Annotated in this window: 29 protein-coding genes and 1 pseudogene; 18 read left to right on the top strand and 12 right to left on the bottom strand. The window is 59.4% G+C overall.

Annotation, left to right across the window (positions count from 1 at the left end):
* Window positions 1-97 precede the first annotated feature (97 nt).
* Window positions 98-946: a carbon-nitrogen hydrolase family protein gene (locus tag PSH65_RS27460; protein WP_305423533.1), complete on the top strand. Its 849-nt coding sequence runs from the start codon at window positions 98-100 to the stop codon at window positions 944-946.
* Between the two features lie 18 nt (window positions 947-964).
* The gene (gene tldD, locus PSH65_RS27455) at window positions 965-2,407 is read left to right on the top strand and encodes a metalloprotease TldD (protein ID WP_305423531.1); all 1,443 of its coding nucleotides are present in this window, start codon (window positions 965-967) and stop codon (window positions 2,405-2,407) included.
* A gap of 51 nt (window positions 2,408-2,458) precedes the next feature.
* On the opposite strand, the gene yjgA is transcribed toward tldD, so the two are convergent.
* On the bottom strand, window positions 2,459-2,983 hold the full coding sequence (gene yjgA, locus PSH65_RS27450; RefSeq protein WP_150582315.1) for a ribosome biogenesis factor YjgA: 525 nt from the start codon (window positions 2,981-2,983) through the stop codon (window positions 2,459-2,461).
* Between the two features lie 108 nt (window positions 2,984-3,091).
* On the opposite strand from yjgA, the gene pmbA reads away from it, so the two are divergent.
* The 6 genes from pmbA to PSH65_RS27420 all read left to right on the top strand — a co-directional run bounded on the left by pmbA (window position 3,092) and on the right by PSH65_RS27420 (window position 8,452).
* Window positions 3,092-4,438 (top strand): metalloprotease PmbA, encoded by a 1,347-nt coding sequence (gene pmbA / locus PSH65_RS27445; RefSeq protein ID WP_305423528.1) that lies wholly within the window; start codon window positions 3,092-3,094, stop codon window positions 4,436-4,438.
* 244 nt (window positions 4,439-4,682) lie between these two features.
* Window positions 4,683-5,078 carry a FagA protein gene (locus PSH65_RS27440; protein WP_305423527.1) on the top strand — a complete coding sequence of 132 codons (396 nt, stop codon included), beginning with the start codon at window positions 4,683-4,685 and terminating at the stop codon, window positions 5,076-5,078.
* On the top strand, window positions 5,071-6,447 hold the full coding sequence (locus tag PSH65_RS27435) for an aspartate ammonia-lyase (RefSeq protein ID WP_305423526.1): 1,377 nt from the start codon (window positions 5,071-5,073) through the stop codon (window positions 6,445-6,447). The genes PSH65_RS27440 and PSH65_RS27435 overlap by 8 nt, the downstream gene beginning before the upstream one ends.
* 27 nt (window positions 6,448-6,474) lie before the next feature.
* Window positions 6,475-6,915 carry a hypothetical protein gene (locus PSH65_RS27430; RefSeq protein WP_095055119.1) on the top strand — a complete coding sequence of 147 codons (441 nt, stop codon included), beginning with the start codon at window positions 6,475-6,477 and terminating at the stop codon, window positions 6,913-6,915.
* Window position 6,916: 1 nt separating this feature from the next.
* A complete protein-coding gene (locus tag PSH65_RS27425; protein WP_305423525.1) occupies window positions 6,917-7,528 on the top strand; it encodes a superoxide dismutase in 612 nt (203 codons plus the stop codon).
* Between the two features lie 30 nt (window positions 7,529-7,558).
* Window positions 7,559-8,452: a ZIP family metal transporter gene (locus PSH65_RS27420; protein WP_305423523.1), complete on the top strand. Its 894-nt coding sequence runs from the start codon at window positions 7,559-7,561 to the stop codon at window positions 8,450-8,452.
* A gap of 176 nt (window positions 8,453-8,628) precedes the next feature.
* Here PSH65_RS27420 and PSH65_RS27415 read toward each other — a convergent pair whose 3' ends face one another.
* The 10 genes from PSH65_RS27415 to PSH65_RS27370 all read right to left on the bottom strand — a co-directional run bounded on the left by PSH65_RS27415 (window position 8,629) and on the right by PSH65_RS27370 (window position 15,657).
* Window positions 8,629-8,904 carry an HPr family phosphocarrier protein gene (locus tag PSH65_RS27415; RefSeq protein ID WP_008037392.1) on the bottom strand — a complete coding sequence of 92 codons (276 nt, stop codon included), beginning with the start codon at window positions 8,902-8,904 and terminating at the stop codon, window positions 8,629-8,631.
* Between the two features lie 15 nt (window positions 8,905-8,919).
* Complete coding sequence (gene rapZ / locus PSH65_RS27410; protein ID WP_305423520.1) at window positions 8,920-9,777, bottom strand: RNase adapter RapZ; 858 nt, start codon at window positions 9,775-9,777, stop codon at window positions 8,920-8,922.
* Between the two features lie 2 nt (window positions 9,778-9,779).
* Window positions 9,780-10,244 carry a PTS IIA-like nitrogen regulatory protein PtsN gene (gene ptsN / locus PSH65_RS27405; protein ID WP_305423518.1) on the bottom strand — a complete coding sequence of 155 codons (465 nt, stop codon included), beginning with the start codon at window positions 10,242-10,244 and terminating at the stop codon, window positions 9,780-9,782.
* Window positions 10,245-10,256: 12 nt separating this feature from the next.
* The gene (gene hpf / locus PSH65_RS27400; RefSeq protein WP_003178005.1) at window positions 10,257-10,565 is read right to left on the bottom strand and encodes a ribosome hibernation-promoting factor, HPF/YfiA family; all 309 of its coding nucleotides are present in this window, start codon (window positions 10,563-10,565) and stop codon (window positions 10,257-10,259) included.
* A gap of 74 nt (window positions 10,566-10,639) precedes the next feature.
* Window positions 10,640-12,133 carry an RNA polymerase factor sigma-54 gene (locus tag PSH65_RS27395; RefSeq protein WP_052965570.1) on the bottom strand — a complete coding sequence of 498 codons (1,494 nt, stop codon included), beginning with the start codon at window positions 12,131-12,133 and terminating at the stop codon, window positions 10,640-10,642.
* A 185-nt stretch (window positions 12,134-12,318) separates the two neighbouring features.
* A complete protein-coding gene (lptB, locus tag PSH65_RS27390; protein ID WP_095634839.1) occupies window positions 12,319-13,044 on the bottom strand; it encodes an LPS export ABC transporter ATP-binding protein in 726 nt (241 codons plus the stop codon).
* Window positions 13,044-13,592 carry a lipopolysaccharide transport periplasmic protein LptA gene (lptA, locus tag PSH65_RS27385; protein WP_038978968.1) on the bottom strand — a complete coding sequence of 183 codons (549 nt, stop codon included), beginning with the start codon at window positions 13,590-13,592 and terminating at the stop codon, window positions 13,044-13,046. Before lptA ends, lptB begins: the two co-directional genes overlap by 1 nt.
* A complete protein-coding gene (gene lptC, locus PSH65_RS27380) occupies window positions 13,579-14,151 on the bottom strand; it encodes an LPS export ABC transporter periplasmic protein LptC (RefSeq protein ID WP_305423513.1) in 573 nt (190 codons plus the stop codon). Before lptC ends, lptA begins: the two co-directional genes overlap by 14 nt.
* A gap of 7 nt (window positions 14,152-14,158) precedes the next feature.
* Entirely contained in the window at window positions 14,159-14,683 is a 525-nt protein-coding gene (locus PSH65_RS27375; RefSeq protein WP_030128008.1) for an HAD family hydrolase, read from the bottom strand.
* Entirely contained in the window at window positions 14,683-15,657 is a 975-nt protein-coding gene (locus PSH65_RS27370; protein ID WP_305423510.1) for a KpsF/GutQ family sugar-phosphate isomerase, read from the bottom strand. The genes PSH65_RS27375 and PSH65_RS27370 overlap by 1 nt, the downstream gene beginning before the upstream one ends.
* Before the next feature lie 277 nt (window positions 15,658-15,934).
* Here PSH65_RS27370 and PSH65_RS27365 point away from each other — a divergent pair, with 277 nt between their 5' ends.
* The 10 genes and pseudogenes from PSH65_RS27365 to hisC all read left to right on the top strand — a co-directional run bounded on the left by PSH65_RS27365 (window position 15,935) and on the right by hisC (window position 23,910).
* Window positions 15,935-16,744, top strand: a complete 810-nt coding sequence (locus PSH65_RS27365; protein ID WP_305423509.1) for an ATP-binding cassette domain-containing protein — start codon at window positions 15,935-15,937, stop codon at window positions 16,742-16,744.
* Window positions 16,744-17,541 carry a lipid asymmetry maintenance ABC transporter permease subunit MlaE gene (gene mlaE / locus PSH65_RS27360; protein WP_305423508.1) on the top strand — a complete coding sequence of 266 codons (798 nt, stop codon included), beginning with the start codon at window positions 16,744-16,746 and terminating at the stop codon, window positions 17,539-17,541. The genes PSH65_RS27365 and mlaE overlap by 1 nt, the downstream gene beginning before the upstream one ends.
* Window positions 17,541-18,008, top strand: coding sequence for an outer membrane lipid asymmetry maintenance protein MlaD (gene mlaD, locus PSH65_RS27355; RefSeq protein WP_205888811.1), 468 nt, complete (start codon window positions 17,541-17,543; stop codon window positions 18,006-18,008). The genes mlaE and mlaD overlap by 1 nt, the downstream gene beginning before the upstream one ends.
* Before the next feature lie 11 nt (window positions 18,009-18,019).
* Window positions 18,020-18,664: pseudogene (locus PSH65_RS27350) on the top strand (phospholipid-binding protein MlaC); the annotation flags it as partial.
* Window positions 18,665-18,670: 6 nt separating this feature from the next.
* Window positions 18,671-18,976, top strand: coding sequence for a lipid asymmetry maintenance protein MlaB (locus tag PSH65_RS27345; protein WP_305483405.1), 306 nt, complete (start codon window positions 18,671-18,673; stop codon window positions 18,974-18,976).
* 114 nt (window positions 18,977-19,090) lie between these two features.
* Window positions 19,091-19,342: a BolA family protein gene (locus PSH65_RS27340; RefSeq protein WP_305423505.1), complete on the top strand. Its 252-nt coding sequence runs from the start codon at window positions 19,091-19,093 to the stop codon at window positions 19,340-19,342.
* Between the two features lie 22 nt (window positions 19,343-19,364).
* A complete protein-coding gene (murA, locus tag PSH65_RS27335) occupies window positions 19,365-20,630 on the top strand; it encodes a UDP-N-acetylglucosamine 1-carboxyvinyltransferase (RefSeq protein WP_305423503.1) in 1,266 nt (421 codons plus the stop codon).
* Window positions 20,631-20,756: 126 nt separating this feature from the next.
* On the top strand, window positions 20,757-21,392 hold the full coding sequence (gene hisG / locus PSH65_RS27330; RefSeq protein ID WP_007901570.1) for an ATP phosphoribosyltransferase: 636 nt from the start codon (window positions 20,757-20,759) through the stop codon (window positions 21,390-21,392).
* Between the two features lie 125 nt (window positions 21,393-21,517).
* Window positions 21,518-22,855 carry a histidinol dehydrogenase gene (gene hisD, locus PSH65_RS27325; protein ID WP_305423501.1) on the top strand — a complete coding sequence of 446 codons (1,338 nt, stop codon included), beginning with the start codon at window positions 21,518-21,520 and terminating at the stop codon, window positions 22,853-22,855.
* 2 nt (window positions 22,856-22,857) lie between these two features.
* Complete coding sequence (gene hisC / locus PSH65_RS27320) at window positions 22,858-23,910, top strand: histidinol-phosphate transaminase (RefSeq protein ID WP_305423499.1); 1,053 nt, start codon at window positions 22,858-22,860, stop codon at window positions 23,908-23,910.
* A 116-nt stretch (window positions 23,911-24,026) separates the two neighbouring features.
* Here hisC and PSH65_RS27315 read toward each other — a convergent pair whose 3' ends face one another.
* A complete protein-coding gene (locus tag PSH65_RS27315; RefSeq protein ID WP_305423497.1) occupies window positions 24,027-24,758 on the bottom strand; it encodes a DUF4198 domain-containing protein in 732 nt (243 codons plus the stop codon).
* Between the last annotated feature and the right edge of the window lie 6 nt (window positions 24,759-24,764).

Raw genomic sequence — 24,764 nt, 5'->3', positions numbered from 1 at the left:
TTACGACTGCTGCGCAGCCGAACGCAGGCTTCGCCAGCTGCTACAAGGGCACGTCGTTGACCTGCGGCAGTGCGCAATCACAAAAAAGGAAATGGCCATGTCTGTAGCGGTGATTCAAATGGTCAGCCAGAGCGACGTGCTGGCCAATCTGGCCCAGGCCCGTCGTCTGCTTGAGCAGGCGGCGACCGGTGGCGCGCGGCTTGCCGTACTGCCGGAAAACTTCGCTGCCATGGGCCGTCGCGACATTGCCGACATCGGCCGCGCCGAAGCTATGGGCGAAGGCCCGATCCTGCCGTGGTTGAAACAGACCGCCCGCGACCTCAAGTTATGGATAGTGGCAGGCACATTGCCGTTGCCGCCGGTGGATCAACCGACGGCCAAAGTGCATGCCTGCTCGTTGCTGGTCGATGACCAGGGCGAAACCGTTGCACGGTATGACAAGCTGCACCTGTTCGACGTGGACGTAGCGGACAATCGCGGGCGTTATCGAGAATCCGATGACTATGCTTATGGCAGTGGTGTGGTAATTGCCGACACTCCTGTCGGTCGAGTCGGCCTGACGGTGTGTTATGACCTGCGTTTCCCGGAGCTGTACAGCGAACTGCGTGCGGCTGGCGCGGAGTTGATCACCGCACCGTCGGCCTTTACCGCGGTGACCGGCGCGGCCCATTGGGACGTGCTGATTCGCGCGCGAGCCATCGAGACTCAGTGCTACATGCTCGCGGCCGCCCAAGGTGGGACGCATCCGGGGCCACGAGAAACCTTTGGTCATGCCGCCATTGTCGACCCATGGGGGCGTGTGCTGGCACAACAGGATCAAGGCGAGGCCGTGCTGCTGGCCGAACGCGACAGCAGCGAACAGGCGTCCATCAGGACGCGGATGCCGGTGTCCACTCACCGGCGCTTTTTCTCGCAGGGCGCCCAGCGACCTGCCTCAGAACGATGAATTTAAGGCGTAAAGCATATGAGCGAGTTGTTGTCCTCCGTCAGTGAACACCTCCTGGCGCCCGGCGGCGTAACGATCGAGAGCCTGCAAGGTGTGCTCGGCGATCTGGCCGGCCCGGGCATCGATGCCGCCGACCTGTATTTCCAGGGGCAGATTTCCGAGTCCTGGGCACTGGAAGACGGGATCGTCAAGGAAGGCAGCTTCAACCTCGACCAGGGTGTCGGCGTGCGTGCGCAATCGGGTGAAAAGACCGGTTTCGCCTACAGCAATGCGATCACCCTCGAAGCGCTGGGCGCGGCGGCCCGTGCAGCCCGCTCGATCTCCCGGGCCGGGCAGAATGGCAGTGTGCAGGCGTTCACCACCCAGGATGTCGCCCAGTTGTACGGGCCGGACAACCCGCTGGAAGTGATGAGCCGTGCCGAGAAAGTCGAGCTGCTCAAGCGTATCGACGTGGCGACTCGTGCCCTCGACCCGCGTATCCAGCAAGTCACCGTGAGCATGGCCGGGGTCTGGGAACGGATTTTGATTGCTTCCACCGACGGCGGGCTGACGGCGGATGTGCGACCGTTGGTGCGTTTCAACGTCAGCGTGATCGTCGAGCAGAATGGCCGTCGTGAGCGCGGCGGTCATGGCGGTGGCGGTCGTACCGATTACCGCTATTTCCTCAGCGACGACCGTGCCATGGGCTATGCCCGCGAAGCGTTGCGCCAGGCGCTGGTGAATCTGGAAGCGATCCCGGCCCCGGCCGGTACGTTGCCGGTGGTGTTGGGTTCCGGTTGGTCCGGCGTATTGCTGCACGAAGCTGTCGGTCATGGCCTGGAAGGCGATTTCAACCGCAAGGGCAGTTCGGCCTACAGCGGGCGCATGGGCGAGATGGTTGCCTCGAAGCTCTGCACCATCGTCGATGACGGTACGCTCGCCGGGCGCCGTGGTTCGCTGAGCGTCGATGATGAAGGCACGCCGACCGAGTGCACCACGCTGATCGAAAACGGCGTACTCAAAGGCTATATGCAGGACAAGCTCAACGCACGCTTGATGGGCGTGGCCCGAACCGGTAATGGTCGTCGCGAATCCTACGCGCACCTACCAATGCCGCGTATGACCAACACCTACATGCTGGCGGGCGAAAGCGATCCGGCGGAAATCATCGCCTCGGTGAAGCGCGGCATCTACTGCGCCAACCTCGGCGGCGGTCAGGTGGACATCACCAGTGGCAAGTTTGTGTTCTCCACCAGCGAGGCGTACCTGATCGAAGACGGCAAGATTACTGCCCCGGTCAAAGGCGCGACGTTGATCGGCAACGGGCCGGAAGCCATGAGCAAGGTGTCGATGGTCGGTAATGATCTGGCGCTGGACAGCGGTGTGGGAACGTGTGGCAAGGATGGGCAGTCGGTGCCGGTGGGTGTCGGCCAGCCAACGCTGAAAATCGATGCGATCACTGTGGGTGGCACAGGATCGTAAGAAGGGATGGAGCTTCGGGTGAGCCGCTTGGCAACTCACCCGATTCGGGACTTAACGCAAACCGCGTTGAGTCTCGTCCAGCTCACGGATGTACTTGAAGATTTTACGGCTCGAGGCCGGCGGCTTGTTGGTCGCCAGTTCGTGCTGGGCCTGACGGATCAGGGAGCGCAATTGCTGACGATCAGCTTCCGGGTAGTCGAGCACGAACTTCTCCAGGACCGCATCGTCGCCCGCGATCAAGCGATCGCGCCAGCGTTCCAGGCCATGGAAACGTTCGTTGTACTGCCGAGTGGAGGCATCCAGTTGATCGAGCAGAGTCAGAATGGCGTCAGTGTCCTGATCGCGCATCAGTTTGCCGATGAACATAAGGTGCCGTTTACGCGCGATATTCGCGGTGTGTTTGGAGGCATCGCCCAGAGCCCGGCGCAAAGCGTCGGTCAATGGCAGTTTTGCCAGCAAGTCAGGCTTGAGCGTTGTAAGGCGCTCGCCGAGGTCAACCAGAGCATGCAGCTCGCGTTTAACCTGGGATTTGCTTTTTTCTCCCGTATCGAGGGAGTCGTCGTAAGAATCAACCATGGTGGCCGTCCGCAAAGAAACGCCGCCATGATAACCAGTCGGGGGCCGCTTGTCCGGCCCGGTCGCTCGAAGGCCCCAGCCGAAAGCAGAATTTGAGTGGAGAACAGCATGAGTGCAGTTGAAAGCGTCGGCCCACAAGCGTTGCCGGCACTGCAAGAACAAGTCGAGCAGATCATCGCTGAAGCCAAGCGCCAGGGCGCCAGTGCCTGTGAAGTGGCCGTGTCGCTGGAGCAGGGCCTGTCGACCACGGTGCGTCAGCGCGAAGTCGAAACCGTTGAGTTCAATCGCGATCAGGGTTTTGGTATCACCTTGTATGTGGGGCAGCGCAAAGGCTCGGCCAGCACCTCGGCCAGCGGTTCGGAAGCGATTCGCGAAACCGTCGCCGCCGCGCTGGCCATTGCCAAGCACACCTCCGAAGACGAAGCCTCGGGCCTGGCGGATGCCGCGTTGATGGCCAAGGATCTGCAGGATTTCGACCTGTTCCACGAATGGGGCATTACCCCGGAGCAAGCCATCGAGCAGGCCCTGGCCTGTGAAGCGTCGGCGTTTGCCACCGACAGCCGGATCAAGAACGCCGACGGCACCACCCTCAGCACTCACCAGGGCTGTCGGGTTTACGGTAATAGCCACGGTTTTATCGGCGGATACGCGTCGACTCGTCACAGCCTCAGCTGCGTGATGATCGCCGAAGCCGATGGCCAGATGCAGCGCGATTACTGGTACGACGTGAACCGTCAGGGCAATTTGCTGGCCTCTGCGCAGAGCATCGGCCAACGCGCCGCGCAACGGGCGGCGAGCCGTCTGGGCGCGCGTCCGGTACCGACCTGCGAAGTGCCGGTGTTGTTTTCCGCGGAACTGGCCGGTGGCTTGTTCGGCAGTTTCCTGTCGGCGATCTCCGGCGGCAGCCTGTATCGCAAATCGTCGTTCCTCGAAGGCACTCTGGGGCAGAAATTGTTCCCGGAATGGTTGACCATCGATGAACGTCCGCACCTGATGCGCGCTCTGGGAAGTTCGGCCTTCGACGGCGATGGCCTGGCGACTTACGCCAAGCCATTCGTGGAGAAGGGCGAGTTGGTGTCCTACATACTCGGCACCTACTCCGGCCGCAAACTAGGCATGCCGAGCACCGCCAACGCCGGCGGCGTGCACAACCTGTTCGTCACCCATGGCGATGAAGATCAGGCAGCCTTGCTGCGCCGCATGGGCCGTGGCCTGCTGGTCACCGAACTGATGGGGCAGGGCCTGAACATGGTCACTGGCGATTACTCCCGTGGCGCGGCGGGTTTCTGGGTCGAGAACGGCGAAATCCAGTTCGCGGTCCAGGAAGTGACCATCGCCGGCAACATGCGCGACATGTTCAAGCAGATCATTGCGGTCGGTAATGACCTGGAGTTGCGCAGCAACATTCGCACCGGTTCGGTGTTGATCGAGCGGATGACAGTGGCGGGTAGCTAACCCCGGTCGCTGCACAAAAAGGTGCGCCATCCATCGGATGGCGCGCCTTTTTTATTGGCCGCAACACCGATCCTGTGGGAGCGGGCTTGCTCGCGAAGAGGCCATCACATTCGACATCTGCGGCGGCTGGTACACCGCTTTCGCGAGCAAGCCCGCTCCCACAATGGGATCCCTGGCTTGTCATGCTTGTTTTGGTTCTCATTATCATCTAATAATAAATCTCATTACCGAATGAGCCCGGATCATGAGTTCTGCCTTGCACGAGCAGCCTTACCTCGAAAGCTGGCGTTGGATGAGTCGCCAGATCCGTTGCGCCATGGACCCTGACGAGCCGCGCCTGATCGAACATTACCTGGCCGAGGGCCGGTATCTGGCGTGTTGCACGGCCACCTCTCCCTGGACCATCGCCGAAACCTCCTTCCGTTTATTGCTCGACACTGCCACCGACGTCGCACTGCCCTGGCACTGGCGCAGCCTGTGTCTCGACCAGGCCTGGCGGCCGTTGCGCGATCTCGAACGGCAATCACTCTGCGGTTGCCGCCTCAAGCGCTGGCAAAGCTACGCCTGGCAACTGGCGACCTGCGAGTTGCAACCTTCGATTCCTCTCATAGAACTGGTGCAAGGATCTCCTGATGAATAACACACGTATCGAACGCGACAGTATGGGCGAGTTGCAAGTCCCGATAGACGCGCTTTACGGCGCGCAAACCCAACGCGCAGTGGATAACTTCCCGATCAGCGGCAAACCGATGCCCATGCAGTTCATCCGGGCGCTGATTCTGGCCAAGGCTGCTGCCGCCCGAGCCAACGTCGAGCTCAAACAGATCAGCGAATCCCAGGGCAAGGCGATCGTCGACGCGGCTCAAGGCCTGCTCGAAGGCGACTTCATGCAGCACTTCCCGGTGGATATCTTCCAGACCGGTTCCGGCACCAGCTCCAACATGAACGCCAATGAAGTGATCGCCACCCTGGCCAGCCGCTTGTTGGGCGAGCCGGTGAATCCCAACGATCACGTCAATTGCGGCCAAAGCAGCAACGACATCATCCCCACCACCATCCATGTCAGCGCCGCATTGAGCTTGCATGAGCAGTTGCTGCCGGCGCTGGTGCATCTGGTGCAGGTGATCGAGCACAAGGCCGAGCAGGTTCATCCATTCGTCAAAACCGGGCGTACCCATTTGATGGACGCCATGCCGGTGCGCATGAGTCAGGTGCTCAATGGTTGGGCGCAACAGCTCAAGGCCAATATCGGTCACTTGCAGGATCTGCTGCCGAGCCTGCAATCCCTGGCCCAGGGCGGCACGGCGGTGGGTACCGGGATCAATGCCCATCCGGAGTTTGCGGCGCGTTTCAGCCAACAACTCAGCCAACTGACTCAGGTTCAGTTCACGCCGGGCAAGGACCTGTTTGCGCTGATCGGTTCGCAGGACACGGCGGTCAGCGTTTCAGGGCAGCTCAAGGCCACAGCGGTTTCCTTGATGAAAATCGCCAACGACCTGCGCTGGATGAATTCCGGCCCGTTGGCCGGGCTCGGTGAAATCGAACTCGAAGCCTTGCAGCCGGGCTCGTCGATCATGCCCGGCAAGGTCAATCCGGTGATCCCGGAAGCTGCCGCGATGGTCGCCGCTCAGGTGATCGGCAACGATACGGTGATCACCGTTGCCGGTCAGTCGGGCAATTTCGAGCTGAATGTCATGCTGCCGATCATCGCCCAGAACCTGCTGAGCAGTATCGAGTTGCTGGCCAATGTCAGCCGTCTGCTGGGCGACAAGGCTATCGCCAGTTTCAAGGTCAACGAGGCCCGGCTCAAGGAAGCGCTGTCGCGCAATCCGATTCTGGTCACTGCACTCAATCCGATTATTGGTTACCAAAAAGCCGCTGAGATTGCCAAGAAGGCTTATCAGCAGGGCCGGCCGGTGATCGATGTCGCCCTGGAACACACCGACCTGACGCGTAGCCAACTGGAAGAATTGCTCAACCCAGAGAAGCTCACCGCAGGCGGCGTTTAATCACTGCTACCGCTTTGGAGGCTCACCATGGAGCACTGGAAACGCACGATCGAAAGAGCAAATCGCTGTTTCATGCTGGGCGAGCTGGTCGATGCCCGCGAGGCTTATTTGCAGGCATTGGCCCTGGCACAAGTGTTGTTCGAGCGCTGGGCGGATGCCGACGAAGCGGTGGCGGCTTGCGTGATTTCCCACCATAACCTGGCGGACCTGCACTTGCGTCTGAACCAGCCGGAGGAGAGCGCCGAGTACTTGTGCGCGATCCATCAACGACTGTTGCAGACCATGCAGAACCCGCGACTGGCGCCGGCTTTGCGTGAGGCCGCGCTGCGCCAGAGCAGCAAAACCTATGTCGAACTGCTGAATTTCATCAGCGATCACGGCGAGTATCCGCGCACCCACCGTTTGTTGCACACCGACACCGCGTCGCCCTCGCATCAGCCTGCGCCCTTACAACATGGAGTTCATTGAAATGGCTTTTACCTTGCCTGCCTTGCCGTACGCCTACGATGCCCTGGAACCGCACATCGATGCGCAGACCATGGAAATCCACTACACCAAACATCACCAGACCTACATCAACAACCTCAACGCTGCGGTAGAAGGCACTGAATTTGCTGAATGGCCCGTGGAAAAACTGGTGGCGGCTGCCCAGCAATTGCCGGAAAAACTTCGTGCGGCGGTGATCAATCAGGGCGGTGGGCATGCCAACCACTCGTTGTTCTGGGAAGTCATGGCACCCAACGGCGGTGGCCAGCCTGAAGGCGCGCTGGCCAAGGCGATCGACGAACAACTGGGTGGTCTCGACAACTTCAAGGAAGCCTTCACCAAAGCTGCGCTGACCCGTTTCGGTAGCGGTTGGGCCTGGTTGAGCGTGACGCCGCAAAAGACCTTGATCGTTGAAAGCAGCGGCAACCAGGATAGCCCATTGATGAATGGCAATACGCCGATTCTCGGCCTGGACGTTTGGGAACACGCTTATTACCTGCGCTATCAGAACCGCCGTCCGGAATACATCAATGCGTTCTACAACGTGATCAATTGGCCTGAAGTCGCCGCGCGTTATCAGGCTGCGCTGGTTTGAATCTTCTATAAAAACAATCCAGGGCTGACTATGGGCACTGAAACACTGGCGGCCGGAAGTGGACGGATGTTTCGTTACGCACTGGGATCGCTGTTACTGCTGGCAGGAATGACGTTATTGGCTGCCCAGGGGCTGAGCTGGCTGGACCTCGAACCGAAACTGCAGCGTGCCCTGCAAGGCGGGGCGATTTGCGCCTTGGGTACAGCTTTGGGCGCAGTGCCGGTGCTGGTGATTCGGCAGATGCCTCAGGCAGTCAGCGATACGCTGCTGGGTTTCGGGGCCGGAGTGATGCTCGCGGCGACGGCGTTTTCGCTGATTGTGCCGGGCATTGCCGCGGCCGAAAACCTCGGCCTGACGCCTTGGGCGGCCAGCGGCCTGATCAGCTTCGGCATCATGCTGGGTGCATTCGGGCTGTTTCTGGTGGATCGCAAGGTCTCTGGTGCTACGCCCGAAATGCTCGTGGGGACACTGGAGCGACCGGTTATTCCGCCGCGGATCTGGCTGTTTGTGTTTGCCATCATCGCCCACAACATCCCCGAAGGCATGGCGGTCGGCGTCTCGGCCGGCGGTGGCATGCCTGACGCCGACAGCCTGGCCATGGGCATCGCCTTGCAGGATGTGCCGGAAGGGCTGGTGATTGCGTTGGTGTTGGCGGGAGCAGGGGTGTCGCGGGTCAAGGCGTTCCTGATCGGTGCTGCGTCAGGGTTGGTCGAGCCGGTCTTTGCTCTGTTGTGTGCTTGGCTGGTGAGCCTGGCCGAACTGCTGTTGCCTTTGGGGCTGGCACTGGCGGCTGGTGCGATGTTGCTGGTGGTGACTCACGAAGTCATCCCCGAGTCGCGCCGCCATGGTCACGACAAACTGGCCAGCCTTGGGCTGCTGATCGGGTTTTGTCTGATGATGGTGATGGATACCGCGCTTGCTTGAGGTGTGCAGGCTTAGTGAAAAGGTGCTTTTGTGGCGAGGGAGCTTGCTCCCGTTCGGCTGCGGAGCAGTCGTAAAATCAGCGAATGCGGTTATGTTTGGCGTACACGGGTGGCAATTTTGGGGCCGCTTCGCAGCCCAGCGGGAGCAAGCTCCCTCGCCACAAGAGCCCGCGCTGTTTATTCGCCTTCGTCGAAGTAACGGTTGATCAAGTCTGTCAGCGCATCCAGTGCTCTCTGCTCGTCTTCGCCTTCGGTACTGATATAGATTTTGGTGCCCTTGCCTGCAGCGAGCATCATCATGGCCATGATGCTTTTGCCATCGACCGTGGATTCTGGGGTGCGTCCCACCCTGATCGTGCAATCCTTGAACTCACCGGCGACGCCAACGAATTTTGCAGACGCGCGGGCATGCAGGCCCAGCTTGTTGATGATTTCGATTTCCAGAGCAGGCATCGCGATGTGAATCCTTTAGCTGAGGTCGCGGTGGCGGACCTGGACGTTCTTCAGGGTTTTTAGCAGGACCTGACCCAGACGTTCGGTCAGGTAGACAGAGCGGTGATGCCCGCCGGTGCAGCCAATGGCAATGGTGACATAGGCGCGGTTGCTGGCGGCAAAGCGGGGCAGCCACTTGAGCAGGTAGGAGGAAATGTCCTGGAACATCTCTTCGACGTCAGGTTGTGCCGCCAGGTACTCGGCCACCGGTTGATCGAGCCCGGACTGTGCCCGTAGCTCCGGCTTCCAGTAAGGGTTGGGCAGGCAGCGCACGTCGAACACCAGATCGGCGTCCACCGGCATGCCACGTTTGAACCCGAAAGACTCCACCAGGAACGCAGTGCCCGGTTCCGGCTGATTCAGCAGGCGCAGCTTGATGGTATCGCGTAACTGATACAGGTTCAGATTGGTGGTATTGACCTTGAGGTCGGCCAGATCGGCGATAGGCCCGAGCAGGTTGGTTTCGTCCTCTATCGCCTCCGCCAATGAGCGATTGGCGCTACTGAGCGGGTGACGACGGCGAGTTTCCGAAAAGCGTTTGAGCAAGGTTTCTTCGTCGGCGTCCAGGTACAGCACATCGCACTGGATATGCCGGCTGCGGACTTCTTCCAGCAATTCGGGAAACCGCGACAGGTGGCTTGGCAAGTTACGCGCATCGATGGACACGGCCACCAGCGGTTGTGCCAGTTCGGTATGAATCAGCGCGCGTTCGGCCAACTCCGGCAGCAGACCGGCAGGCAGGTTGTCGATGCAGTAATAGCCGTTGTCCTCGAGCACATCGAGGGCGGTACTTTTACCTGAGCCGGAGCGGCCGCTGACGATGATCAGGCGCATGATTAGTGACCGTTCTGCTCGTCCAGGACAACCTTGTACAAGGCTTCGTTGCTCGGGGCGCTGCGCAGTTTTTCGCGCACTTCCTTGCGATCAAGCATGCTGGCGATCTGGCGCAGCAGTTCCAGGTGTGCGTCGGTGGCGGCTTCCGGGACCAGCAGCACAAACAGCAGGTCAACCGGGGCTCCGTCGATGGCGTCGAAATCGATAGGCGCGTCCAGGTGCATCAAGGCACTGATGGGCGAGTCGCAGCCCTTTAGGCGGCAGTGGGGGATGGCGATGCCGTTGCCAAAACCGGTGGAACCGAGTTTTTCACGGGCAACCAGGCTCTCGAATACATCCTGCATGGCCAGATCCGGCACTTCTTTGTGGATAAGGTTGGCAATCTGTTCGAGGGCTTTCTTTTTACTGCCGCCCGGCACGTTCACGAGGGAACGGCCGGGGGTCAGGATGGTTTCAAGTCGGATCATGGGTTGGGGATGTTAACGACCGGTCGCGCCCTGGAGGAGGCTCTGGGTCTTTTCCTTATGCTTTTTGAGTTGGCGATCCAGCTTGTCGGTCAGCAGGTCGATGGCGGCATACATGTCCGTATGCTCGGCATTGGCGACCACTTCTCCGCCGGGAATATGCAGCGTGGCTTCGATCTTCTGCAGCAGTTTTTCGACGTTCATCGTGACTTGCACATTGGTGATCTTGTCGAAATGCCTCTCCAATCGGTCGAGTTTTTCGCCGATGTAGGTGCGCAGGGGTTCGGTCACTTCCAGTTGGTGTCCACTGATGTTGACTTGCATACAGCTTCTCCTTCGTTGCCAGTGCATAAAGCGGTAGATCAGATGATCTACCACTGGAACGCTGTGGCGTGGCTCTACATCAACCGCTTGCGTTCGCTCGAAGGCGCGATCCCGAGGGATTCGCGGTACTTGGCGACGGTGCGGCGAGCCACCTGAATGCCTTGTGCCTCCAGTAAACCAGCGATCTTGCTGTCACTCAACGGCTTTTTCTGATTTTCCGCGGCAACCAGTTTTTTGATGATCGCGCGGATCGCCGTGGACGAGCATTCACCGCCTTCGGAGGTACTGACGTGGCTGGAAAAAAAGTATTTCAGTTCATAGATGCCCCGTGGGGTATGCATGAATTTTTGCGTGGTTACCCGTGAAATCGTCGATTCATGCATGCCCACCGCTTCGGCGATGTCATGCAGCACCAACGGCTTCATGGCTTCGTCACCGTATTCAAGAAAGCCGCGCTGATGCTCGACGATTTGGGTGGCGACTTTCATCAAGGTTTCATTGCGGCTTTGCAGACTCTTGATGAACCAGCGAGCTTCCTGCAGTTGATTGCGCATGAAGGTGTTATCGGCGCTGGTATCGGCACGACGCACGAAACCGGCGTACTGGGCGTTGACCCGCAGGCGTGGCACCGACTCCTGATTCAGCTCCACCAGCCAGCGTTCGTTGTCCTTGCGCACAATCACGTCCGGAACAACGTATTCGGCTTCGGTGGACTCGATCTGCGAGCCCGGACGCGGATTGAGGCTCTGGACCAGTTCGATGACCTGGCGCAGCTCATCTTCCTTGAGCTTCATGCGGCGCATTAGCTGGCTGTAGTCGCGGCTGCCGAGCAGGTCGATGTAATCGGTGACCAGACGCTTGGCCTCTGCCAGCCAGGGGGTCTTGGCGGACAGCTGGCGCAGTTGCAGCAGCAGGCACTCACCGAGATTGCGGGCGCCGATGCCAGCGGGTTCGAATTGCTGGATGCGGTGCAGGACGGCTTCGATTTCGTCCAGTTCGATGTCCAGTTCCGGGTCGAACGCTTCGAGGATTTCCTCGAGGGTTTCGTCCAGGTAGCCCTGATTGTTGATGCAATCGATCAGGGTTACGGCGATCAGGCGATCGGTGTCGGACATCGGTGCAAGGTTCAGCTGCCAGAGCAAATGGCTTTGCAGGCTTTCACCGACCGACGTACGGGTGGTGAAATCCCACTCGTCGTCATCGTTGCTCGGCAGGCTGCTGGCGCTGGTCTGGTAGACGTCCTCCCAGGCGGTGTCGACGGGCAATTCGTTGGGAATTCGCTCGTTCCAGTCGCCTTCCTCTAGGTTATCCACCGTCGGGGCGGTTTCCTGGTAGGAGGGTTCCTGAACGTCGGCGTTGGGTTTCTGTTCGGCGCTATCGGCCAAGGGGTCTGCGTTATCGAAGTCGTCGCCTTCTTCTTGGCGTTCGAGCATCGGATTGGACTCCAGGGCCTCCTGGATTTCCTGTTGCAGGTCCAGGGTCGACAATTGGAGCAGGCGTATGGCCTGTTGCAGCTGCGGTGTCATCGTCAGCTGCTGGCCCATTCTCAAGACTAGCGATGGTTTCATGGCAGGGGCTTAACACCTTATTCGCCGGCGCACATGCGCCATCCACTACAGGGCGCCGAAGCGCCAAACATAAGCAAATTATATGCCCGAAACTGAAGTGTTTGCCTAGAGCGCTGTAACAATAAAAGGTTATTGATTTTTTTATTGAAGCGAGCGCCCTCTCGGCGACCCGGGCACCTCAGTGCTTACAGGCGGAACTCATGGCCCAGATACACTTCCTTGACCAGTTCATTGGCCAGGATGGTGGCAGAGTCACCTTCGGCGATCAGTTGACCATCGTTGACGATGTAGGCGGTTTCGCAGATATCCAGGGTTTCGCGGACGTTGTGGTCCGTGATCAGCACGCCAATGCCTTTGGCCTTGAGGTGATGAATGATCTGCTTGATGTCGCCTACCGAAATCGGGTCCACACCGGCGAAGGGTTCGTCGAGGAGGATGAATTTCGGATTGGTGGCCAGCGCTCGGGCGATTTCCACTCGGCGGCGTTCACCACCGGACAGGCTCATGCCGAGGTTGTCGCGGATGTGGTGGATGTGGAATTCCTGCATCAGGCTTTCCAGCTCTTGGCGACGACCGGCCTTGTCGAGTTCCTTGCGAGTCTCGAGGATGGCCATGATGTTGTCGGCCACCGACAGTTTGCGGAAGATCGACGCTTCTTGCGGAAGATAGCCGATACCCGCCTTCGCACGACCGTGCATCGGCTGGTGGCTGACGTCCAGGTCATCGATCAGTACGCGGCCCTGATCGGCCTGTACCAGGCCGACAATCATATAGAAGCACGTGGTTTTACCGGCGCCGTTAGGACCAAGCAGGCCGACGATCTGACCGCTGTCGATAGACAGGCTGACGTCGCGCACGACCTGACGGCTCTTGTAGCTCTTGGCCAGATGCTGAGCTTTCAGAGTTGCCATTACTGGGCCTTTTGCTCGTCGGTTTTCTTCTTCGGCTGGATCACCATGTCGATGCGAGGACGCGACTCGGTGACCTTGTTACCCGTGGCGCGACCGGCGCTCGCAAGCTTTTTGACCGTGTCGTAGACGATTTTCTCGCCTTGGGTGACGTTGTTGTCCTTGTCGATGACTTTGGCGCGATCGATCAGCACGACGCGGTTTTGCGAGGCGTGGTACTGAATAGTTACGCCGTAGCCCTGAACCGGCTTGGTGTCGCCCGCCGTTTGCAGTTGCTCGAAGTAGGCGAGGTTGCCCACCGAAGTCACTACGTCGATGTCGCCGGCCGGGGTACGGGTGATGGTCACGGTATTGCCGGTGACCTTCATCGAGCCTTGGGTGATGATCACGTCGCCTTTGTAGGTGGCAACGCCATTCTTGTCGTCCAGTTGGGCATCGTCGGCCTGAATGCGGATAGGCTGCTCTTGATCGTTCGGCAGAGCCCAGGCGCTCACGCTTCCCAGTGCTGCGCCCAGACTGAGCAAAATAGGGAGAGTTTTAACGAGCCTCATACTGTCCTCTTACGTTCGATAGCAGGTGTATCCTGCTTTCTTTCAAGTACGCTTTCATTCCGTTGCCTGTCGATACACCGCCAGCGCCGTCGATTCTAACGGGTTGATCGGTCTGCGCATATTCCTGCTGCGGGAACACTGTCATACGGGTTGTGGTAATCAGGGTCTTGCGATTTTTTTCGTCGAAACGCGTGATACGTACCGAATCAATCAGCTCGACCTGAGTGCCGTCCGGGTTGACTTCGCCGCGCTCACTCTGGACGTGCCAGGGGAATTCGGTGCCACGAAACATGTTCAGGTCAGGATTGGTCAGCAACGTCACTTCGGTCGCTTTCAGGTGCTCGACCTTGTCCGACGTCATTTCGTATTGCAGTTTGCCGTCGGGCAGGTACTGCACGCTGTGGGCGTTGACGGCGTAATAGTCGATCGCGCTTTCATCGACCTTCACCACCGGTTTGTCGAGGAAGCGTTCCGGGCTGATGTTCCAGTAGCCGACCGCTGCAAAAATCGCTGCGATGCAACCGAACATCAGGATGTTGCGGATCTTTTTGCTCAGCATGATGGGCTCACAGGTACGCGGCGTTGGCCGCATCGAGGCGGCCCTGGGCGCGCAGGATCAATTCGCAGAATTCGCGAGCGGCACCCTCGCCACCACGGGCCTGGGTGATGCCGTGGGCGTGTTCGCGCACGAAACTGGCAGCGCTGGCCACCGCCATGCCCAGACCGACGCGGCGAATCACCGGCAGATCAGGCAGGTCGTCGCCGAGATAGGCCACTTGTTCATAACTCAGGTTGAGTTGGGCAAGAAGCCCGTCGAGTACCACCAGTTTGTCTTCTCGGCCCTGAAACAGATGTGGAATGCCGAGGTTCTTCGCTCGCCGCTCGACCACCGGCGTTTTGCGGCCGCTGATGATCGCGGTCTGCACACCGGCGGCCATCAACATCTTGATGCCCTGGCCGTCGAGGGTGTTGAAAGTCTTGAATTCGCTACCGTCTTCGAGGAAATACAGGCGCCCGTCGGTCAGTACGCCGTCGACGTCGAATACCGCCAGTTTGATCTGTTTGCCACGTTGCAGCAGGTCCGTGCTCATTACATTACTCCCGCACGCAGCAAGTCGTGCATGTTCAAGGCGCCGACCGGGCGGTCTTCGCTGTCGACTACTACCAGCGCATTGATCTTGTGGTCTTCCATGATTTTCAGCGCCTCGGCGGCGAGCATCTCGGCGCGTGCGGTCTTGCCGTGGGCGGTCATCACTTCGTCAATGGTCGTGCTATGAATATCAATGGTGCGGTCCAGGGTGCGGCGCAGGTCGCCGTCGGTGAAGATCCCGGCGAGTTTTCCATCTGTGCTTAGTACGACGGTCATGCCCAACCCCTTGCGGGTCATTTCCATCAAGGCATCCTTGAGCAGCGTACCGCATATCACTTGCGGTAACTCGGTGCCGGCATGCATGACGTTTTCCACTTTCAGTAACAAGCGGCGGCCAAGGGCACCACCCGGGTGGGAAAAAGCGAAATCTTCAGCGGTAAAGCCGCGAGCTTCAAGCAAGGCAACGGCGAGAGCGTCACCCATGACCAGCGCCGCGGTGGTCGACGAGGTAGGTGCCAGATTCAGCGGACAGGCTTCGTGTTCGACGCTTACATTGAGGTTGACTTCCGCTGCCTTGGCCAGCGGCGACTCGGGGTTACCGGTCAGGCTGATCATTTGAATGCCCTGGCGCTTGATCAGCGGCAGTAACGTGACGATTTCGTTGGTCGACCCGGAGTTCGACAGCGCCAGAATGATGTCATCACGGGTGATCATGCCCATGTCGCCATGGCTGGCCTCGGCCGGGTGCACGAAGAACGCCGTGGTGCCTGTGCTGGCCAGGGTGGCGGCAATCTTGTTGCCGATGTGCCCCGATTTGCCCATGCCGACCACGACCACGCGGCCTTTGCTGGCCAGAATCATCTCGCAAGCACGTACGAAATCTGCATCGATATGGGGTAGCAAGCCTTGCACGGCTTCCAGTTCGAGGCGGATGGTACGTTGTGCTGATTGAATTAGGTCGCTGGATTGGTTCATGTCGGAAATCGAATAGCCTGATGAAAAGGCGGCGATTATAACGGTAATGATCAAAACCCTCACGCAAGTTCGTCACGGTTTGTCATTACTTGTTACCGAATCCTCTCTAAATAGATGATTTCAGGAGGTCATGTTGCTGAACATGCCCGGCTTGGGCCTTGGGCGCTTGAGCTTTGCAGTGATATAGTTCGCCGCCAGTTCGGCCTGCCCGGGGAGGTATGTGCTTTCGCCAGAAAGCCAGGCGTCCGAGTGAGAGGCTGCATCGCAAGGAGTTTAGATGAGTGCCGATAACGCCTACGCGGTCGAGCTGAAGGGACTGACCTTCAAGCGCGGTGCGCGCAGCATTTTCAATAACGTCGATATCCGCATACCACGCGGCAAGGTCACCGGCATCATGGGGCCTTCCGGGTGTGGCAAGACCACGCTGTTGCGGCTGATAGGCGCACAATTGCGCCCAACCAGCGGCGAAGTCTGGGTCAATGGCCAGAACCTGCCAACGTTGTCGCGCAGCGATCTGTTCGATGCGCGCAAGCACATGGGCGTGCTGTTTCAGAGCGGCGCATTGTTTACCGATCTCGATGTGTTCGAGAACGTCGCCTTTCCATTGCGTGTTCATACCTCGCTGCCGGAAGAAATGATTCGCGACATTGTCCTGCTCAAATTGCAGGCCGTGGGCTTGCGGGGCGCCATCGATCTGATGCCTGACGAATTGTCCGGCGGCATGAAGCGTCGCGTCGCGCTGGCGCGGGCGATTGCCCTCGACCCGCAAATCCTCATGTATGACGAGCCCTTTGTCGGCCAGGATCCGATCGCCATGGGCGTTCTGGTGCGCCTGATCCGCCTGCTCAACGATGCGCTGGGCATCACCAGCATCGTGGTTTCCCACGATCTGGCCGAGACCGCGAGCATCGCCGACCACCTCATTGTGGTGGGCGATGGGCAAGTGTTGGGGCAGGGCACGCCCAAGGAGTTGATGACCTCCGATGAGCCACGTATCCGTCAATTCATGACAGGCGAACCCGACGGCCCGGTCGCCTACCACTTTCCAGCGACGGATTACCGCGCAGATCTTCTGGGGAAGCGCTGATGCGCAAGATTTCATTAATAGAGAGAGTGCGTCGGTTCGGCTCTGCCGGTATCGAGGTGCTGGCGGTGTTCGGGCGTTCGGCGCTGTTCCTGTTTCATGCCTTGCTCGGTCGTGGTGGCATCGGCGGCGGTTTTGGCCTGCTGGTCAAGCAGCTGCATTCGGTGGGCGTGATGTCCCTGGTGATCATCGTGGTCTCCGGGGTGTTCATCGGCATGGTGCTGGCGCTGCAAGGCTTCAACATTCTGTCCAGCTACGGCTCGGAGCAGGCCGTCGGGCAGATGGTAGCGCTGACGCTGCTGCGTGAGCTGGGGCCGGTGGTCACAGCCTTGCTGTTCGCCGGGCGTGCGGGTTCGGCGCTGACCGCCGAAATCGGCAACATGAAGTCCACCGAGCAGTTGTCCAGCCTGGAAATGATCGGGGTCGACCCGCTCAAGTACATCATTGCCCCGCGCCTGTGGGCCGGTTTCATTTCCCTGCCGGTGCTGGCAATGATTTTCAGCGTGGTGGGTATCTGGGGCGGTTCGTGGGTGGCTGTCGACTGGCTGGGTGTCTATGAAGGCTCCTACTGGTCGAACATGCAAAACAGCGTGACGTTCGTCGACGATGTGCTCAACGGCATTATCAAAAGCATCGTTTTTGCCTTCGTCGTGACCTGGATCGCCGTATTCCAAGGCTATGACTGCGAGCCCACTTCCGAGGGGATCAGTCGTGCCACTACCAAGACCGTGGTGTATGCCTCTTTGGCTGTACTCGGCCTGGACTTTATTTTGACCGCCTTGATGTTTGGAGATTTCTGATGCAAAACCGCACCCTGGAAATCGGTGTCGGCCTTTTCTTGCTGGCTGGCATCCTGGCTTTGCTGTTGCTTGCGTTGCGGGTCAGTGGTCTGTCCCCAAGCCCGAGCACCGACACCTATAAACTTTATGCATATTTCGACAATATCGCCGGTTTGACTGTCAGAGCTAAAGTGACCATGGCCGGTGTGACCATTGGTAAGGTCACGGCGATCGATCTGGACCGCGACAGCTTCACCGGCCGGGTGACCATGCAACTGGAAAAGCGCGTAGATAACCTGCCGACCGACTCCACTGCATCTATCCTGACCGCTGGCCTGTTGGGTGAGAAATACATCGGCATCAGCGTGGGCGGTGAAGAAACTCCACTCAAGGATGGTGGAACCATCCATGACACGCAGTCGTCGCTGGTGCTTGAGGACCTGATCGGTAAATTCCTGCTCAATACCGTTAGCAAAGACGCCAAATGAGGAGCTTTTGAATGATCTCTATCTTGCGACGTGGCCTGTTGGTATTACTCGCGGCCTTGCCGTTGATGGCTAACGCCGTGGCGGCGCCTTCCGCGCATGATCTGGTACAGGACACCACCACCCGGTTGTTGGCGGATCTAGCCGCCAACAAAGAAAAGTACAAGCAGGATCCGCAAGACTTTTATGCGGCGCTGAACAGCATCGTGGGGCCCGTTGTGGATGCCGAGGGTATTTCCAAGAGCATCATGACGGTCAAGTACTCGCGCAAAGCCACGCCTGAACAAATGCGCACATTTCAGGAAAACTTCAAAAAAGGCCTGTTCCAGTTCTATGGCAATGCTTTGCTTGAGTACGACAACCAGGGCATCGTCGTCGATCCTGCCAAGGATGAGTCGGGAGACCGTACCAGCGTTGGCATGACGGTCAAAGGCAGCAGTGGCGCGATCTATCCTGTGTCGTACACACTCGAAAAGATCAATGGCGAGTGGAAGCTGCGCAACGTGATCATCAATGGCATCAATATCGGCAAACTGTTCCGCGATCAGTTCGCTGATGCGATGCAGCGCAATGGCAACGATCTGGACAAAACCATCAATGGTTGGGCCGGGGAAGTCGCCAAAGCCAAGGAAGCCACCGAAAAATCTACCGAGAACCAAACCCCAATGAGTGAATCGGCCATTCGCATGAGCGAATCCGGCGAGCTGCTGCTCAGTGGCGTGCTGGATTACCGGACAGGCCCGAACCTGCGCAAGCAGGGGCAGGCGCTGATCAAGTCCAGTAACGCGGCTGCGCTGGTGGTTGATTGCTCCTCGGTGGAGAAGTCCAGCAGCGTCGGCTTGTCGCTGCTGCTGTGCTTCATGCGCGATGCCCAGGCGGCCGGCAAGGCCCTGAGCATTCGTGCGATGCCCGACGATATGCGTGAAATCGCTCAGGTCAGCGAGTTGACCGAGCTGTTGGCGCATCCCTGAACCGCATCTATAAAGAAGCCCCCCGTCAGAGTCCTGCTTCGCGGGGTTCGCAGGCGCGGGGCTTTTTTGTATGATGTCCGACCCGCGCGCACAGAGCGCCGATTGAGGTTGAGCATGCAGGCCACCGAAGTGAAGAGCTTTCTTGAAGGAAAGCTGTCCGAGACTCTTTTACAAGTGCAGGTAGAAGTTGAGGGCGAAGGCTGCAACTTTCAGCTGAACGTGATTAGCGATGAACTGGCGGCGTTGAGCCCGGTGAAGCGTCAGCAGCAGATCTATGCCCATTTGAACCCATGGATCACCGATGGCAGCATCCATGCGGTCACTATGAAATTTTTCAGCAGCGCGGCCTGGGCCGAGCGCACCTGAGCCCAAGGGCGTCGAGATTCTTATGGATAAATTGATTATTACCGGTGGCGCTCGTCTTGATGGCGAGATCCGCATTTCCGGGGCAAAGAACTCTGCCCTGCCGATCCTGGCTGCCACCTTGCTGTGTGATGGCCCGGTGACCGTGGCCAACCTGCCGCACCTGCACGACATCACCACCATGATCGAGCTGTTCGGTCGCATGGGCATCGAGCCGGTGATCGACGAGAAGCTCAGCGTCGAAATCGACCCGCGCACCATCAAGACCCTGATCGCGCCGTACGAACTGGTGAAAACCATGCGTGCCTCGATCCTGGTGCTGGGCCCGATGGTTGCCCGTTTCGGCGAAGCCGAAGTCGCACTGCCTGGCGGTTGCGCCATCGGTTCGCGTCCGGTCGACCTGCACATCCGTGGCCTCGAAGCCATGGGCGCGGTCATCGACGTAGAAGGTGGCTACATCAAGGCCAAGGCCCCTGAGGGTGGCCTGCGCGGTGCGCACTTCTTCTTCGACACCGTCAGCGTGACCGGTACCGAGAACATCATGATGGCCGCTGCCCTGGCCAAGGGCCGCAGCGTTCTGGCCAACGCCGCTCGCGAGCCTGAAGTCGTCGACCTGGCGAACTTCCTGAACGCCATGGGCGCGAAGGTTTCCGGCGCTGGCACCGACACCATCACCATCGATGGCGTCGAGCGTCTGCACCCGACCACTTACAAGGTGATGCCTGACCGTATCGAGACCGGCACCTACCTGGTGGCGGCAGCGGTGACCGGCGGTCGCGTGAAGGTCAAGGACACTGATCCGACCATCCTGGAAGCCGTTCTGGAAAAACTCCGCGAATCGGGTGCTGAAATCACCTGCGGCGAAGACTGGATCGAACTGAACATGCACGGCAAGCGGCCGAAAGCCGTCAACGTGCGGACCGCTCCATACCCGGCGTTCCCGACCGACATGCAGGCGCAGTTCATCTCCCTCAACGCCATTGCCGAAGGCACTGGTGCGGTGATCGAGACGATCTTCGAAAACCGCTTCATGCACGTTTACGAACTGCACCGCATGGGCGCTCACATCCAGGTCGAAGGCAACACCGCCATCGTCACCGGCATCGAAAAACTCAAGGGCGCGCCAGTCATGGCTACCGACCTGCGTGCTTCGGCCAGCCTGGTGATCTCGGCGCTGATCGCCGAGGGCGATACCCTGATCGACCGCATCTACCACATCGACCGTGGTTACGAGTGCATCGAAGAGAAACTGCAGATGCTCGGCGCGAAAATCCGCCGCGTACCGGGCTAGTTTCTGCTGCATGGGCACAGGGACGTGTCCGTTGATTTGTTGAAGTCGAGCCTGTTTCAGGCTCGATGTGTGTCCGGCGCCATTTGCGACCGGGCATGAGTACCTTGATAAGGACTGACGTTTCCCATGTTGACTATCGCACTGTCCAAGGGCCGCATCCTTGACGACACCCTGCCGCTTCTGGCTGAAGCGGGCATCGTGCCGACCGAGAATCCGGACAAGAGCCGCAAGCTGATCATCCCCACGACCCAGGCCGATGTGCGCCTGCTGATCGTGCGCGCCACCGATGTGCCGACCTATGTCGAGCATGGTGCCGCCGACCTGGGCGTCGCCGGTAAAGACGTGCTGATGGAATACGGCGGCCAGGGTTTGTACGAGCCTCTGGATCTGCGAATTGCCCTCTGCAAGCTGATGACCGCCGGCCGTGTCGGCGATGTCGAGCCCAAGGGCCGTCTGCGAGTGGCGACCAAATTCGTCAACGTCGCCAAGCGTTACTACGCCGAGCAGGGCCGTCAGGTCGACATCATCAAGCTCTACGGCTCGATGGAGCTGGCGCCGCTGATCGGTCTGGCGGACAAGATCATCGATGTGGTCGACACCGGTAACACCCTGCGCGCCAATGGCCTGGAACCCCAGGATTTCATTGCCGACATCAGCTCCCGACTGATCGTCAACAAAGCATCGATGAAAATGCAACACGCCCGTATCCAGGCGTTGATCGACACCCTGCGCAAGGCAGTGGAGTCTCGACACCGCGGCTGATTCACCTGCGCGACCTTGAGTCGCGCCCGTCTATCCGCCTCATAGCCAGAATTCTCGGGTGCCCAAGCGGATCAACGGCTAGCTTAGGGCGCCCGAGTTTTTGCCAATCCTATGAGGCTCTCGCTATGACCGCACCGACTGCAATTCGCCGACTCAACGCTGCTGACCCGGATTTCGCACATCATCTGGATCATCTGCTGAGCTGGGAAAGTGTGTCTGACGACTCGGTCAATCAGCGGGTGCTGGACATCATCAAGGCTGTGCGCGAACGTGGCGACGCGGCGCTGGTGGAATTCACCCAGAAGTTCGACGGCCTGCAAGTCGCCTCCATGGCAGACCTGATCCTGCCGCGCGAACGCCTGGAACTGGCCCTGACCCGCATCACCGTGCCTCAGCGTGAAGCGCTGGAAAAAGCCGCGGCCCGCGTGCGCAGCTATCACGAAAAACAGAAACAGGACTCCTGGAGCTACACCGAAGCCGACGGCACGGTGCTGGGCCAGAAGGTCACGCCGCTGGATCGCGCCGGTCTGTATGTGCCGGGCGGCAAGGCGTCGTACCCGTCCTCGGTGCTGATGAACGCCATTCCGGCCAAGGTTGCAGGCGTGACCGAAGTGGTCATGGTCGTGCCGACTCCACGCGGCGAAATCAACGAGCTGGTGCTGGCCGCGGCCTGCATTGCCGGGGTTGACCGGGTGTTCACCATCGGCGGCGCCCAGGCCGTTGCAGCGCTGGCTTACGGCACCGAAAGCGTGCCGAAGGTCGATAAGGTTGTTGGCCCTGGCAACATCTATGTCGCCACCGCCAAGCGCCACGTGTTCGGTCAGGTCGGCATCGACATGATCGCCGGCCCCTCCGAGATCCTCGTGGTGTGTGACGGTCAGACCGATCCGGACTGGATTGCCATGGACCTGTTCTCCCAGGCCGAGCACGACGAAGACGCCCAGGCGATTCTGGTCAGCCCGGACGCCGGGTTCCTCGACAAGGTCGCGGCCAGCATCGCCAAACTGCTACCGACCATGGAACGCGCCGAAATCATCAAAACCTCGATCAATGGTCGTGGTGCGCTGATCAAGGTTCGCGACATGGAACAAGCCATCGAAGTCGCCAACCGTATCGCGCCAGAACACCTGGAGTTGTCGGTTGCCGATCCGCAGGCCTGGTTGCCGCAGATTCGTCACGCCGGGGCGATCTTCATGGGACGTCACACGTCCGAGGCCCTGGGCGACTATTGCGCGGGTCCTAACCACGTGTTGCCGACGTCCGGCACCGCGCGCTTCTCTTCGCCGCTGGGTGTTTACGACTTCCAGAAACGTTCGTCGATCATCTTCTGCTCCGAGCAGGGTGCCTCCGAACTGGGCAAAACCGCTTCCGTGCTGGCCCGTGGCGAGTCGCTGACCGCTCACGCGAGGAGCGCCGAATACCGCATCGTTGACGAAGACTTTCTTCAAGGGCAGGGCAACTGAGCATGAGTAAATTCTGGAGTCCCTTCGTCAAGAATCTGGTGCCTTACGTGCCAGGCGAGCAGCCAAAGTTGGCGAAACTGGTGAAGCTCAACACCAACGAGAACCCGTACGGTCCATCGCCTAAAGCCCTGGCGGCGATGCAAACCGAGCTGAACGACAACCTGCGTCTGTACCCGGACCCGAACAGCGACCTGCTCAAGCAGGCTGTTGCCAAGTACTACGGGGTGCAGGGCAATCAGGTGTTCCTCGGCAACGGTTCAGATGAAGTCCTGGCGCACATTTTCCACGGTTTGCTGCAACACGATCAGCCGCTGTTATTCCCGGATATCAGCTACAGCTTCTACCCGGTTTATTGCGGGTTGTACGGCATCGCATTCGACGCAGTGCCGCTGGATAAACAATTCCAGATCAACCCGGCAGACTACGCCAAGCCGAACGGCGGGATCATTTTCCCTAACCCGAATGCGCCGACCGGTTGCCTGTTGGCGCTGGACGCTGTTGAACAAATTCTCAAGGCCAGCCCGGATTCCGTGGTCGTGGTGGATGAGGCTTACATTGATTTCGGCGGTGAAACGGCGATCACGTTGGTGGGCCGTTATCCGAACCTGTTGGTCACTCAGACCCTGTCCAAGTCCCGTTCGCTGGCGGGCCTGCGGGTTGGTCTGGCGGTAGGGCATCCGGACCTGATCGAGGCGCTGGAGCGGATCAAGAACAGCTTCAACTCCTACCCGCTGGATCGTCTGGCGATTGTGGGGGCTACGGCGGCGTTCGAGGATCGCGAGTATTTCGACAAGACCTGCCGGTTGGTCATCGAGAGTCGTGAGAAGATGGTCGCGCAGCTGGAGGCGAAGGGGTTTGAGGTGTTGCCGTCGGCGGCAAACTTCATTTTCGCTCGTCACCCGAAGCATGATGCGGCAGGGCTGGCGGCGAAGTTGCGCGAACAGGGCGTGATTGTTCGGCACTTCAAGCAGGAGCGGATTGCCCAGTTCCTGCGGATTTCCATCGGCGCGCCGGAGCAGAATCAGGCACTAATCGACGGCCTCGGCGACCTGTAAGGCATCCCCAATCCTGTGGGAGCGTGGCTTGCCCGCGATAAACGATAACGCGGTCTACCTATTGCACCGCGGTGTCCCCATCGCGGGCAAGCCACGCTCCCACAAGGTTTTGTGTGTTACTCGTGATGCGGTTCGCCCACGAATGTCAGCGACGTAAACAGCCCGCGCGTCGCTACATCAGCATTGTCTTTTAGCGGGATTTCCACCTGCGCCGCAATCACATTCAGCCCTTCATTGCGCACCAGTACCTGGGCGCGGCCGTCCTTGTCGGTTTCGGTGCTCAAGGTATTCGGCGCGCTGCGATAGTCGCCCACCAACTTCACGCCCGCCGCCGGCTTACCGTCCAATAGCACTCGAACCGGCAACGATTTACCCGGCCCAACGGTAAGCGGATCAACCTCCGGCAGAATCAGCAATTTCATCTGATCGAGCTTCGGCAACTTCGCCCCCGGCTGGTATATCGCCAGGCTGTACTTGAAGGTTTGGGTCGACTCAATGGCCCCCGGTACTTTGCTGCGCCCTTCGTTGATCCATTTTTTATCCGCCGTTTGCGACCACATGCCATTGTTCAGCGCCACAGCCACTACCGCCGGCGGTTTCAGCGGTTGCAGACGGGCGTGGTCGGTCAGCCGTTGCACGTTCACCGGGATCATTTTGCCGCCGACGTCATAAGCCCAGGCGCCACTGATTTTCTGCGCCTTGAAGGCGTTGTCTTCGGCGCCGTGGCCGTAGATGACTTCGATGTTGCCGCGACGTTCTTCGGTCCAGAGACCGTGGGCCGAGACTTGACTGGCGCTTAACAGACCGAGCAGCAAGCCGGGTAGCGCCAAAGATTTGAAGTGTTGCATGGTGGA

Origin of the sequence: Pseudomonas sp. FP603, assembly GCF_030687415.1 — a bacterium.
Lineage (GTDB): Bacteria > Pseudomonadota > Gammaproteobacteria > Pseudomonadales > Pseudomonadaceae > Aquipseudomonas > Aquipseudomonas wuhanensis.
This window is presented reverse-complemented; position numbering and strand designations above follow the sequence as displayed.